The sequence below is a fragment of the Duganella qianjiadongensis genome (assembly GCF_009857915.1).
Lineage (GTDB): Bacteria > Pseudomonadota > Gammaproteobacteria > Burkholderiales > Burkholderiaceae_D > Rugamonas > Rugamonas qianjiadongensis.
In genome coordinates this window covers 105,131-118,595 of sequence record NZ_WWCM01000005.1, presented here as the reverse complement: position 1 = coordinate 118,595, position 13,465 = coordinate 105,131, and the positions used below count along the sequence as shown (strand labels likewise).

11 protein-coding genes are annotated in these 13,465 nt (G+C 61.0%); 5 read left to right on the top strand and 6 right to left on the bottom strand.

Annotated features, from left to right (window positions below):
* Positions 1-27: 27 nt before the first annotated feature.
* On the bottom strand, positions 28-2,085 hold the full coding sequence (locus GTP27_RS09285; RefSeq protein ID WP_161038908.1) for a putative bifunctional diguanylate cyclase/phosphodiesterase: 2,058 nt from the start codon (positions 2,083-2,085) through the stop codon (positions 28-30).
* A gap of 171 nt (positions 2,086-2,256) precedes the next feature.
* Here GTP27_RS09285 and GTP27_RS09280 point away from each other — a divergent pair, with 171 nt between their 5' ends.
* The 4 genes from GTP27_RS09280 to GTP27_RS09265 all read left to right on the top strand — a co-directional run bounded on the left by GTP27_RS09280 (position 2,257) and on the right by GTP27_RS09265 (position 6,443).
* Positions 2,257-3,009 carry a Crp/Fnr family transcriptional regulator gene (locus GTP27_RS09280; RefSeq protein WP_161038907.1) on the top strand — a complete coding sequence of 251 codons (753 nt, stop codon included), beginning with the start codon at positions 2,257-2,259 and terminating at the stop codon, positions 3,007-3,009.
* The gene (locus GTP27_RS09275) at positions 3,006-3,671 is read left to right on the top strand and encodes a Crp/Fnr family transcriptional regulator (protein ID WP_161038906.1); all 666 of its coding nucleotides are present in this window, start codon (positions 3,006-3,008) and stop codon (positions 3,669-3,671) included. Before GTP27_RS09280 ends, GTP27_RS09275 begins: the two co-directional genes overlap by 4 nt.
* Before the next feature lie 69 nt (positions 3,672-3,740).
* A complete protein-coding gene (locus GTP27_RS09270; RefSeq protein WP_161038905.1) occupies positions 3,741-4,079 on the top strand; it encodes a PilZ domain-containing protein in 339 nt (112 codons plus the stop codon).
* A 120-nt stretch (positions 4,080-4,199) separates the two neighbouring features.
* A complete protein-coding gene (locus GTP27_RS09265) occupies positions 4,200-6,443 on the top strand; it encodes an outer membrane beta-barrel family protein (RefSeq protein WP_161038904.1) in 2,244 nt (747 codons plus the stop codon).
* Positions 6,444-6,527: 84 nt separating this feature from the next.
* On the opposite strand, the gene GTP27_RS09260 is transcribed toward GTP27_RS09265, so the two are convergent.
* The 5 genes from GTP27_RS09260 to GTP27_RS09240 form a co-directional block, all read right to left on the bottom strand.
* Positions 6,528-7,682, bottom strand: a complete 1,155-nt coding sequence (locus tag GTP27_RS09260; protein ID WP_161038903.1) for a branched-chain amino acid ABC transporter substrate-binding protein — start codon at positions 7,680-7,682, stop codon at positions 6,528-6,530.
* Positions 7,683-7,738: 56 nt separating this feature from the next.
* Complete coding sequence (locus tag GTP27_RS09255; protein WP_161038902.1) at positions 7,739-8,866, bottom strand: metallophosphoesterase family protein; 1,128 nt, start codon at positions 8,864-8,866, stop codon at positions 7,739-7,741.
* A 9-nt stretch (positions 8,867-8,875) separates the two neighbouring features.
* Positions 8,876-11,092 carry a TonB-dependent receptor gene (locus GTP27_RS09250; protein WP_161038901.1) on the bottom strand — a complete coding sequence of 739 codons (2,217 nt, stop codon included), beginning with the start codon at positions 11,090-11,092 and terminating at the stop codon, positions 8,876-8,878.
* Positions 11,093-11,298: 206 nt separating this feature from the next.
* Positions 11,299-11,676: a bacteriohemerythrin gene (locus tag GTP27_RS09245; protein WP_161038900.1), complete on the bottom strand. Its 378-nt coding sequence runs from the start codon at positions 11,674-11,676 to the stop codon at positions 11,299-11,301.
* Positions 11,677-11,752: 76 nt separating this feature from the next.
* Complete coding sequence (locus GTP27_RS09240; RefSeq protein ID WP_161038899.1) at positions 11,753-12,952, bottom strand: NnrS family protein; 1,200 nt, start codon at positions 12,950-12,952, stop codon at positions 11,753-11,755.
* A gap of 202 nt (positions 12,953-13,154) precedes the next feature.
* On the opposite strand from GTP27_RS09240, the gene GTP27_RS09235 reads away from it, so the two are divergent.
* Entirely contained in the window at positions 13,155-13,430 is a 276-nt protein-coding gene (locus GTP27_RS09235) for a heavy-metal-associated domain-containing protein (protein WP_202416655.1), read from the top strand.
* Positions 13,431-13,465: the final 35 nt, after the last annotated feature.

Genomic DNA, 13,465 nt, shown 5'->3' with positions numbered 1-13,465 from the left:
TTGGGGCTTGGGCGCTGACCGCTCGTCTCAATGCAGTGCGCAGATGGTACGTGCCGCATGCACCCAAGCCCGCAACTGCGCTTCGGGTACGGCGCGGCCGAACAGATAACCCTGATAGCGCAGACAGCCCATCTCTTCCAGCTTGTCGCGCTGTGCTTCGTATTCCACACCCTCGGCGATCACGTCGAGCTGCAGGCTGGCCGCCATGGCAATGATGGTCTGCACGATGGCCTGATCGCTGGCATCGCTGACCAGATCGCGCACAAACGACTGGTCGATCTTGAGCTGATTGAGCGGCAGGCGCTTCAGATACTGCAGGGAGGAATAGCCTGTGCCGAAATCATCGAGCGAAAAACGCACGCCCACATCGCGCAGGCGGCGCATGCTGACGATGGTCGGTTCCACCAGGTCGAGCAACAGTCCCTCGGTCAGCTCCAGCTTCAGGCGGCAGGGCAGAATACCGTAATGGGCAACCAGTCGCAGCACTTCATCGCAGAAATCGGGCTGGCGGAACTGCGTAGCACTGACATTGACCGACAGGATCAGCGGCTCCATTTCCGCATCTGCCTGCCATGCCTGCAGCTGGGCGCAGGCTGTCTCCAGCACCCAGTGGCCGATCGGCAGTATCAGCCCGGTTTCCTCGGCTAGCGCAATGAATTCCGTCGGCGACACCAGACTGCCGTCTTCACGCCGCCAGCGCAGCAAGCCTTCCGCCGCGCGGGGCAAGCCGCATTCATCGACCTGTATCTGGTAGTGCAGCTCGAACTGCTGGCGCTCGATGGCCTGGCGCAGATCGCCCTCCAGCCGGGCCCGCGCGCTGATGCGTTCCTGCATCTGCCGGTCGAAGAAGCGCATGCCGTTGCGGCCGGCCTGCTTGGCCTGATACATGGCGATGTCGGCCTGCATCAGCAGATCGTCCGGCAGCGGCGATTCGCCGCAATGGAATAAGGTCGCACCTATGCTGGGCGTGCTGCGGCAGCGGTGCGTGCCCAGCATGTAGGGGCGGTTCAGCGAGGACAGGATTTTCGAACCCAGCGCCTCGGTCTCGCTGGCGGCCGCGCGCGCGTTGCTGCTCAGGCCCTCCACCAGCACGACGAATTCATCGCCGCCCAGCCGCGCTACCGTGTCGCCTTTGCGCAGGCAGCACTGCAGCCGCTCGGCCACCTGCTGCAGCAGCTGGTCGCCGACGTTGTGGCCCATGGTGTCATTGAGGGTCTTGAAGTTATCGAGATCGATGAACATCAGCGCGCCGTAGCGGTCATGCCGCGTGCTGCTGGCCACCACATGGCGCAGGCGGTCGAGCAGCAAACGCCGGTTCGGCAGATGGGTCAGCGGATCATAGAAGGCCAGACTGCGGATTTCGTCATTGGCTGCCTTGCTCAGGGTGATATCGGTCAGCGCTGCCACGTAGTTGCTGATCTGTCCATGCTGGTCGCGCACCGCCGTAATGCTCAGATGTTCGGGATAGATTTCGCCGTCCTTGCGCCGGTTCCAGATCTCGCCTTCCCAGTTGCCTTCACGCGCAATCTGCTGCCACATATGCTGATAGAACTCGGCCGTATGGCGGCCGGAGCTGAGGATGTTCGGCGTCTTGCCAACGATCTCGTCGGCGCTATAGCCGGTAATCTGGGTAAATGCCTGATTGACGTGCAGGATGCGGCCCTGCGCGTCGCTCACCATCATGCCCTGCGCCGCTTCGAACGCCGTAGCGGCCACGCGCAGCGCGGCTTCCGCCTTGCGCTGCGTGGTGATATCGCGGTGGATGGTCAGTGCAGCATTGCCATCGAGCGGCAGTACCGACACGCTGTAATGGGCATCGCCCTCCGGGCTCGCATATTCCGTGTGATAGGCCGGCACTTTGCCCGACAACACGGCCTCCACGCCGGCACGGTGGGCGTGTTCGGCCGGATGGCGTCCTGCATGCACGGCATTACGCCACGCGGCGTTCGCGTCCAGCATCACGCCGCCGCGCCCCAGCAAGGCTATCTGTTCAGGTAGTGCATCGAGCGTCGCTCCGGAGAAAACTTCACACAGTTCGTTCTCGGCTTTTGCAACAGTGGCCCGTGCCTGCGCCACGTTTATCATGGAAATCCTTTTTGGTACTTAATAACAGTGGACGAAGAGTACAGATTTCCGACAAAAAAATAATTGATGTAGATCAACCACAGCAAATCTTTTCATTTTTGATCTGCATCAAGGAAATGAATGACCTGCTTCAATACCATCTCTTCATCGTACCAATAGTAAAAGAACGACATGGCAAACTCCATCGAACAGAACAACTGCAGCGTCTGCAGCCAGCGCACCCAGTGTGTCGGCGCAGCAGCCGGCAGCCAGACCACCAGCCACCGCATCCGCATCGAACGGCACACCAGCCTGTACGAAGCAGGCTCGGCGGTGGGTGACCAGATTTATCACATCCGCTCCGGCAGCTTCAAAGTCGTGCGCGGCCCGTCGACACCCGACAGCGATGCCGACGCCCATGTGATCGGCTTTGCACTGGCACCCGATTTCATCGGCCTCGATGCGCTCGACCAGCTCGAGTACGCCAACAGCGTGGTCGCACTGGAAGACAGCGTGGTATGCAGCATCAGCTGGAACCGTCATGCCTTCGAAGGCCGTCGCCGTCCCGTAATGCGGGCCCACCTGCACGCCCTGCTGGCGCGCGAAATGCGCCGCGAGCAGCGTGCTGCACTGATGCTGCGCAACACGCAAGCGGAACAGCGTATGGCCGATCTGCTGCTGACCCTGTCCGAACGTCAGGCCACCTATGGTTACCAGCCAGAAGAATTCCGCCTGCCGATGTCGCGTTGCGATATCGCCAGCTATCTGGGCGTAACCGCCGAGTGTGTGAGCCGCCTGCTGCTGCAATTTAAGCAGCGCGCCCTGTTCGAACTGTGCCGCCGCGATGTGAAACTGCTCGATATGAGCGCCCTGCGCACCATGGCTTTCGGCCACGAGCCGCCGCCGCAGTTGCAGCAGGACCAAGCTATGCTGGCGGCAGCATGATGGATCTCGAACTCGCCCAATGTCAGCTGGGTAGTCCGCTGGCCCTTGCACGCGGCGAGCATCTGTTCCAGATGCATGACGCGGCAAATGGCGAGCTGTACTACGTGCGTAGCGGCCATATCAAGCTCTACCAGCAATGTCCCGATGGGGTGGAACGCATCATCGATTTCGTCCAGCCCGGTGACTGGCTGGGGGTCGATACCATAGGCGAACCGGAACGCCATGCCTCGGCACTGGCCCTGACCGATTGCGAACTCGATCTGGTGCCCTACCGCCAGCTGGCCGAACTGATGGACCGCGAGCCGTATAGCTGCGATCTGTTCAGCGCCATGCTAAGCCGCGAAATCGAGCGCCAGCAGATCGCTGCGGCCACGCTGCGCAGTGCCGGCGCCTGCCAGCGCATCGTGCTCTTCCTGCTCCAGCGGGCCGGCAAGGCGCCAGACTATCCGTCCGAGGAAAACCACGCCGCGCTGCCCATGTCGCGTCAGGAAATCAGCGACTATCTGGGGCTGACCCCGGCCACCGTCAGCCGCACCCTGAGCCTGCTCAAGCGTAACGGCTGGATTTCGCTGGGCCAGCGCGGTTTTGTGGTGCAGTCGCGCGAGGCGCTGGATCAGCTGGCGGCAGGCATGCCGCTGACGGAAGTGCCGGCCCTCGCCTGAGCATTGCGCTGTTTCTCGTCGGCACGTCCGGCTTCTGGCATACTGTGGTTTTTAACCCCGGCCCGGCCTATGGACCCCCGACGAGAACACGTCAAGCGCCTGCTGCAAGTGGATGCCCATCTGTCCGACATGGATGGGCAGCACAACGCTATCACGCAAATCATTGACATCTCGCGTCATGGCGTCGCCTTTCTGAGCGACCACGCCATGCCGGTGGGGGAAAATTATGTGCTGCATTTCAGCTTCCCCGGCTGCAGCCTTGTCAACCATGTGGCGCTAACCGTGCTGCACAGCGCCCACATCGGTAGCCACGGACGTTACCGCAACGACGCCTATTTTCTTTCCATGCCGGCCGATTGCGCCATCAAAATTGCCGACTACCTGACCTCGCCCCCCGAGGAAGATTAAGCCAGTGTTGCGCAAGTAAAGTATTGTAAATAACAATAATTCTTGTTTGCATGGCGTTAGAATTGCCAGACTTTCAGCACGCCATACCGCCGCTGCAACCTAGTCTTCCACCCTAGTCTCATGCAAAAAATCCTACTCAGTGCCTGTCTGGCCAGCCCGCTGGCTGCACTAGCACAGACCGCCGCTACGCCGGCCAATCCGCCTGCCACTAAGCCCAGTTCCGCCAAGCCTATCGTCAGCAGCACGGTCACTCCGGTCGTAGAAGTGGCGGCTGAACGCCCGACCAACCGCATCGACCGCCAGGTCTACGATGTGAAGTCCGACGTCAGCAGCACCAACGGCACTGCCGCCGATGCCCTCAACAACGTCCCTTCCGTTAACGTCGATCCCGATGGTACGGTCACCCTGCGCGGCAGCACCAATGTGCAGATACTGGTGGACGGCAAACCATCCGCCATGCTGCAGGGCGAGAACCGCGGCGCCACGCTCAACGCCATGCAGGCCGACGATATCGAATCGGTGGAAGTGATCAACAATCCCGGCGCCCAGTTCGGCAACGAAGCGGGCGGCGGTCCCATCCTGAATCTGGTCATGCGGCGCAACCGCAAAGCGGGCGGCTACGCCAGCCTCAACGCCAACGCCGGTGTGGCAGGCCGCTACAACAGCGCCTTTTCCGGCAGCTACAACGAAGGTGCATGGGGGGTGCAAGGCGGCGTGCATGTGCGCCATGACGGCCGCAATTCCACCGGCGACGACGAACGCGACAGCCTCGACAGCCGCGGCAACTGGGTGCACAGCAGCCAGCGCTCCACCGGTGTAGGCCTGAATGACATGGCCGGCGCCAACACCAGCGTCAACTACAACGCCAGCGCCACCGACACCTACACGGCCAGCGCCAATGTCAACGCCCGCACTAACGACCAGCACGCGACGGATCACTATATCAACGGCGCCACGGCGCTGCTGCCACTCACCGATTACGTGCGCGCCACCCAGCGTCAGGGCGATGCACGCAACTTCGGCTGGGGTACGCGCTACGATCACAAGGGCGAGCTGCCTAACGAAACGCTGAAAATAGACCTGCGCGTCTCCGCCTCGGAAAACGAGAGCGACAACCATTACGCCAACACCTATGCCAGCGGCAATCTGCCGGACACGCGCGCTACCCAGCACAACAACAGCAGCATACGCATCGTCGATTTTACCGGCGACTACGAGCGCCCGCTGTGGGGCGGCAGCGCCAAGGCCGGTTACAAGATCGCCACCAACACCAACGACGCCGAAACCGCATACACCGACATCAATCCCTACACTTCGCTGGTCACGCTCAATCCGGCGCGCAGCAATCACTACCAGCTGGAGGAGACCGTGGTCGCACTGTACGGCTCCTACCAGCTGCGCCTGAACGACGACTGGGGCGTGCTGGCCGGCCTGCGCAGCGAGCACACGGCGCTCGACATCCACCAGTACACCAGCAATGTCGAGGCCAGCAATAACTACCTGAACTTCATGCCCAGCCTTTTTGCTACCTACAAGCTGAGCGAAGCATCCACCCTGCGTTTCGCCTACGCGCGCCGGATACGCCGGCCCACTGCCAGCGACCTCAATCCGTATGTGGTGTACCGCGACGAATTTAACGTCACCTCCGGTAATCCCCAGTTAAAGCCGACCAAGACGGATTCCTTCGAACTGGGCTATGAAACCAAGCTGATGGGTCTGGAAACCAATCTGCGCAGCTACTACCGGCGCGACACCGACGCCATCGTCGATTACCGCACGCTGCTGGCCAATAACGTGCTGCTGACCACGCGCCGCAATGGCGAAGGCAGCCACTCCAGCGGGCTGGAATTCACCATGAGCGGCAAGCTCACGCCCGAACTGACCCTCAACACTAGCGGCAATCTGATGCGCATGCAGCAGACCTCGTTCAACGATCAGGGCCTGCTCACTACCCGCACGGCCAATTCGCTCAGTGGCCGCGTGCGCCTCAACTATGCCTACAGTGCCGCCACGCAGATACAGATGGCGCTGCAGATGCAGGGCAAGATGCTGTCCGGCCAGGGCTACCGCTCGCCCAACGAGACCTTCAATCTGAGCGTACGGCAGATGCTGACGCCGCGCCTGAGCATGCTGGCCACGGTGACCGATCTGTTCAACACCAACAAGATGCAGACCGTGGTGGACAGCGATACTCTGCGCGAAACCAATACCCGCCGATTCGATGGCCGCGTGTTCTATCTGGGCCTGTCTTACCGCTTCGGCGGCCCGAACAAGGAAAACAGCGAGCAGCACGAACCGCGTATGGGCCCGCCGCAAGGGGGGCCAGGGGGCCCCGGCTACGGTGGCCCGCCGCCACAGGGTTAGTTCAGATCCCAATAAAAAAGCCGGTGGCGATACCCAGCGCAACCGGCTTTGTTTATGCAGCGCAGGCCGTGGCCTGCACGCGGCCTACTTGACGACTGCCAGTTTGACCCGCTTGCCACCGCGGAAAGTGAAGATGGTCAGCACGCCATCCTGCACATCGCCGCGCGCATCGAAGGTGATATTCCCCGTTACGCCCTTGTGGGTGCTCTTGGCCAGCACCGGCAGGTATTTCGCCGGATCAGGCGAACCGGCCTTCTGCATCGCTTCCACCATCGTCATCAGCGCATCGTAGGCATACGGCGCATAAGTCTGCACATCGATGCCGAACTTCTTGCGGTAGGCCACGCGGAAATCGGCCATGCCTTTTTCCTGCGAGGGCTCGACGCCGCCCGCTTCGGCGCAGATCACCTGATCATCGGCCAGCGCTTCGCCCGCCAGACGGGGTACGCCATCGGAGCACATGCCGTCACCGCCCATGAAGCGCAGCGGCATGCCGAGCTGCTTCATCTGGCGCAGCATGGGGCCCGAAACGGCATCCATGCCGCCGAAGAAAATCAGATCGGGCTTGCTGGCTTTTACCGCCGTCAGAATCGCATTGAAGTCGGTTGCCTTGTCGGTGGTGAACTGGGTGTTGACGATGCTGCTGCCGGTGGCCGCGCCCTGCCGCTTGACGTTCTTGATGAATTCGTCGGCCAGACCCTTGCCGTAAGCGGTACGGTCATCGATCACGGCGATACGCTGGGCCTTCATGGTCTGCATGGCGTAGCGCGCCAGGGCGGCGCCCAGCTGCTCGTCGTTGGCCACGTTACGGAAGGTGGTGTTGTAGCGCTGGCGCGTGTACTGGATGGCGCTGGCCGACGGCGAAATCTGCGGAATGCCGGCATCGTGATAGATGCGCGAAGCGGGAATGGTGGTGCCCGAGGTTTCGTGGCCGATCACGCCCTGCACTTTGGCATCGACCAGCTTCTGCGCCACCGTCGTGCCCTGCTTGGGATCGGCCGCATCGTCCTCGGCCTGCAGCACGATGCGGTATTTCTTGCCGCCTATGAGCACGCCCTTGGCATTGAGTTCGTCCACGGCCATGCGGGCGCCGTTTTCGTTATCCTTGCCCAGATGGGCAATACCGCCCGAAGTCGCCGCCACATGGCCTATCCTGATGATGTCTTCCGCTTGCGCGGTGGCCATGGCGGCGCAGCCCAGCGCGAGCGCCTGGACCAGTTTTTTTGTTATTAATGACATAAAGCCCTCTTGAGTGAAGGCTCAAGAATACCATTGAGCAAATATATTTGCCCAGACTAGTAATTCAGCGTCCGCAAAGTCCGGCTAGGCCCGTAGTCGGCATCGAAGCCCCGTATCGTCACCCTGACCTTGCCGCTGGCATGCACCTGTACCAGCGCCCAGGCATATAGACGGTCGGTGGGGCCATGGCCATCGCCCTCCTTGGCACTGAACGGCGAGCCGCCCGAACCCACCATCACCTGCCATGCCTTGCCGCCGCTAGCCAGCGCGGGCTGCTGTGCATTGTAGATGTGCTGATGGCCGCAGAAATAGGTCACGCCATACTGTTCCATCACCTGCCAGAATGCTTCGGCATGGCCGGGGAAGATATCCATGCCGTCGTTCTCCACGCCGGCACGGAAGCGGTAGGTGTAGGCAGGCTTGTGGCCGAACACGAAGAAGTGATGCATGCCGCGCGCGCGGGCCCGCTCGAAATCCTGCGCCAGCCAGTGCACGGGGGCGTGGCCATCGTTGCCTATCGGGTCGGTATTGATCACGGCAAAATGGCTGTCTGCCGCATCGAAGGAATAGCTGAGCTGTTTCTGGCTGGTGCTATTGCCGTCAGCGCTGCCGGCCTGCGGCGTATTCTCCACATCGAAGGCCAGCGCAGGCACGCCGGTCACGGCCTGCCAGCGCGCCGTGTCCAGAATCAGGTCGCTCATGCTGGCACGCCACTGCGCTTCGTTATCGGCCATGGCGATCTTGGTGGTATGGCCCCTGACATCCTTGCCCTTGGCCTGCATTTCGTGATTGCCCGGCACGGGCACCACATAGGTGCCCGTCTCCATCAAGCCGGCCATCATGCCGCGCCAGTAGGCATACTGGCGCGCGATCTCGACCGGATCACTGGTGTAGCCCATGATCATGTCGCCGTTGAAGAACAGCGCCTGCGGCTGCTGCTGGCTGATTTCGCGCACGATACGGGCCAGCGCCCGCGAGTTCTGCAGGTAGAGTTTGTCCTGCGCGTTCGTCGCCACTGCTGCATCAGTGCGCGAATCGCCAACCGTGGCGAAGGAAAACACCACCGGGTCGGCCTGGCGCGGCAGCTCCGCTCGCTGGCTGTGATGTTTCTCCACCGCCAGCGCGCTAGCGCCATGCAGCAGTGCCATGGCGGCCAGCGCCGTGCGTAAAATCAGTACTCGCATGGCAGTTCCCTAGAAGTCGGCGTTGAGCGACACGGTCCAGCTACGTTCCGGTACAAAGGTGTACTGGTCGAACGCGGCGCCCTTGCTATTGGCTGAAATCGAGCTCACATCCTGCTTGTTGAACAGATTGTTGACGCCGGCCTGCAGCTTGACGGCCTTGACGAAAGGCCCGCCCACGCGCCAGCGGTAACCCAGCGTAAGATCGGTCACGGTGTAAGCGCCGATCTGGTAGGCGGCCGGTTCGCCGTCCTTGGCGTACTGGCTGCCATTGGTCTTGGCGATCAGCGAGCCATACAGGCCGCCCTGCTTGTACAGCACGCCCAGTGCCGTGGTCGATTTAGGCACTTTGGCCACCTGCAGACCGGTATCCTTGGCTTCGGCCTTGTTCAGCGAGCCATTGGCGTGCAGCGAGAAGCCGCTGCCCAGATAGTAGGTGATGGCGCCTTCTATGCCCTTGTACACCACGCCGCCCTGGTTGTAGTAGATCTGCTCATTGCCCGTACCACTGGTGGCGATCTTGTTATTGAAATCGATGTAGTACAGGTCGGCGTCTAGCGTCAGATTGCCCGTCTGGTGCACCGTACCAAGCTGGTAATTGGTGGAAGTCTGCGGCTTGGGCGTATTCAGCGTCGGGTTGTTCACATAGAACATCGACAGATCGGGCACGAGGAAGCCACGCGCGATCTGGGCATAAGCCGACCAGTCCTTGCTGATGGCGTAATTGGCAGTGAGGAAAGGCAAGGTAGTAGTGTAGGTCTGCTCGGCCGAAGTTGGCAGGCGGGTACCCTGATTCACGCTGGCATCGAGCTTGCGCTGGAAATTCACGTATTTCAGGCCCGGCGTCACGGTCCACTGCGGTGCTACCGCCCATTCGAATTCGACGAAAGGCTGATACTGCTTCCAGCTCGATTGCTGCTCGTAGCTGACATTCTTCGGTGCCGTCGCCTCTTTCGGATTAGGCAGGTTGAGCGTCCAGTCCAGATCGTAGGTATGGCGGTTGGTATCCGAATTTTCCAGCCATACACCGGCGCGCAGCAGGCCCGCATCGAGACGGTTGCTGAATTTGATGATGTCGCCGTTGACGCGGTAGGCATTGAGCTTGTTATAGCCCGGCACATTCTTGTTACCGGCAGCACCGGCCTTGGTGCCGTTGGCGGTGGCGCCGCTGGCATCCTGTCCGGACATGGTGTTGTTATTATAGGCGTAGGTGTACAGCGTGTTATCGAGCGCCCAGTCGCCCAGCTTGGTCTGCAGGCGCACGTATTCGAAATCGGTGCGCTTGTCGTTGTAGTTGTAACCCCAGTAGTTCTGGCTGGTCTTGTCGTCGTTGAGCGAGTAGTTCTTGCCGTACAGTGCGACCTGCGACAAGGTGACACCAGCCTTGTCCGGCACATTGCTGTGGATGGTGTTATAGGTCGAGAACAGGGTCAGCGAGGTGTCTTTACCCAGCGGCAGTTGCAGCTTGAACTGGTAATTGTCTTCCTTGACGGCGCTATAGGTCTGGTAGCCATCCGATTCCAGCCGCGAAGCGTTGAACATCAGGCGCGCATCGCCGAAACGTTCGAGCATGCCGCTATCGATTTCCGCGCCGCGGATCTTGGTATTCCACGTGCCGTAGGTCAGGTAAGGCGTGAAGCGGAAATCGTTCGACAGCTCTTTGGAAAACAGATTGATCGAACCGCCGAAAGTGGCCTGCCCCAGATTACTGGCATTGCCCGGACCGCGCTCGATCACCATGCCGCCGATGATGCGGGCCGGGAAGTAGGAAGTGGAATGGTGGGTAGGATTATTGGTATCGCCAAACGGAATGCCGTCGTAGGTGACGTTGTATTCGCCATCCTGGAAGCCGCGCAGCGCTACTTTGGATTCGCCCAGACCGGAGCCATTGGCGGAAATGCCGGCGCTCACGCTAGGGGCAATGCGCGCTACAGCGTTAAAGTCGGCCAGCGGCGTAACGGTCTGCTCGATGAAGGTCGCGGTAATGATGGACTGCGGCTGGGTCGCATTCAGCGCCGACTGTACGGGTGCGCGGTTGGCCGCATTGGAGCCGGTAATCACCACGCGGCTCTTGATGGCTTCTGCGTCCAGCGCCGTATTCGACACCTGCAACTCATCCGCTGCGGGGGTCTGGGTCTGTGCCTGTACGGAGGCGCACATCAGTGCCAGCGCGGCCAGCACCTGCGCCGACATGGCAGTGCGGATCAATGTTTGCTGCGAGTTCTTCATGAGACTTTCCGGATAGGTGGTGTAAAACCCGGAAGTCTATGCAGCATTTATGACCGCATCATGAAAACGGCTCATTCTGGCCGCTTAGTAGCTACTTGGTGGCTACTTAGTGGCTACTTAGTGGCTACTTAGTGGCTACTTAGTGGCTACTAAGTGGCTACTAAGTGGCTACTTTATGACTATTTACCACCCAGTGCTGCCGGATACTAGACCGCACCGGCCTGCAGCGCCCGCGCCAGCGCCGTATCGGCGGTAGCCAGATGGGCGTGGAACCATGGCAGCACCAGTTTGACCGCTTCCTTGCCCGCAGCAATATCGGTCTCGTCGAGCTGGTGCAGGCTGGCCAGCACGCGCGCATGCTGTTCGCGATGCTGGCGGATGGCCGGGTAGTTAATCGTCTCCATCAGCTCTTCCTCATGCCGGAAATCCTCTTCCAGACATTCGATCAGCTGCTGCAGACCTTGCAGAAAATCGGCATCGGACGCATCCATCAGCACATCGATCTGCTCGGCCAGCGCCTGATGCGCCTCGTCGAACAGGGGTATGCCCAGAGCCATGTCCGGATTCCAACCACGTTCTTCCATGATACTTTCCTCCTCGGACGGCACTATGCCCCTAGCATTCGAAAGAATCTATGACGCAGATCAAAAACCTCGCGTATTAACCGGGTTTTCCATCAAGACGCGGCGCCGTCAGATAAGGCAGATACACCACCACATAGCTGGCAAAGCCCAGCGTCCAGCAACACGCAGCGAGCAGCATCACCAGCCCCTGTTCGGTCTCCCAGCCCAATGCCGTGGCGACGCGCAGGAAGGCGCTGGCCTGTATCAGCACAAAAATCAGGGTTTCGGCGCGGCCTGCCACCAGCGGACGGCCCGTATGGCCCAGCGTAGTGCGGGTCATCATGCCCAGTATCAGACCGGCCATGGAGCCCACCGTCAGCGCATGGAAGCCCGTGCTGGAACTGACCAGCTGCCAGCGCGCCAGTGCCAGCAGCACCAGACCGGCAGCGATCCATGCGTACGACAGATGCATGATCCACAGCAGCGGACGGGACAGCGTGGCCAGTGCATCCCAGCGCCACAGGCGCAGCAGGATCAGCGCGGCGGCCAGCAGAGCCAGCGGTCCGAACAGCCATGCCGGGAAGGACAGCAGCCAGCCGCACGCCGACAGCACCAGCAGGCCCAGCGAAACTTTATCCAGCTGCGGCTGTACCTGCGGATCGCTGCCCGGTGCACCGTTACGGGTGAACATGGGGATGATGCGGGTGCCGATGGCGGCTTCGATCACCACGATCAGGAAGATGGCCGCATGAATGGGGGCCGCCGGCGGCAAACCCTTCCAGCCCAGCGCAGTGGCATGGAACACGGCATTGGTGAGCGCCAGCAGGCCCAGTATGCCGACAAGGAAATAGTTCCGGCGGTTATTAGCCTTGCGCATCACCTGCAGCAGCGGCCACGCAGCAGCCGGAATGAACGGCCAGTCCAGCAGCGCGGCCACTGCGGGCGGCGCCAGCAGCATGCCCAGCCGCCCCGCCAGCCACAGCGCTACCAGTGCCGCCAGATGGCCCCGCACCGGCGTCCAGAAGCCGGTCCAGTTATAGGCCGCCGTGTAGAGAAAGCCGATCACCACAGCCAGCCCCATGCCGAACACCATCTCGTGCATATGCCAGGCAAAGCCCACATTCAGGGCAACGCTGGCCAGCTGCGGGATCCAGCCATAGTACTGCGCCATCCACAGGGGTATGGCCAGCGCCGCAAAAAATGCAGCACACAGGTAGAACGGACGGAAGCCCAGACGCCAGACAGGATGGCCGGTACGTTTCACTGCAGCAGGTTCGTCGATGGAGAGCAGGCTCATAATGATCAAGTTTTCAGTTTCGGATGCGGCTGCCATTGTCGGACGGAATCGCCAAAAACGGTAGCTGGCGCTCCAGGTTCGATAATCCAGATCAAGAAAATCAGATTCTTCCCCGTTTTATGGGGCGCACGCATAGCCAGCGCCGGCGGTTTCGCTTAGGCTTATGTCGCAAATAAAACTTTATGACACAGAAGGACGAATCATGCAAACCACGGTAATCAATATCGATCAGATGGAAGACGAAGGCAGTGCCGATACCATTACGCAAATCCTGCTCAAACTCAGCGGCGTAGAAGAAGTGCGCGTCTCCCTGCGCGACTGCCTCGCCAGCGTCCAGTTCGATGAAAACCGCACCTCGCCACTGCGCATGACCGTCAGCCTCGAAGCTGCCGGTTTCCCTGCAGTGGTGGCTGCCAACGCCGCTGCCTCGCAGAATGCACGGGCCGGCGGCTGCTGCGGTGGCTGCTGCGGCGGTTAAAGCTGTCACAGCCGGGCAGGCGCATTCCCGCCTGC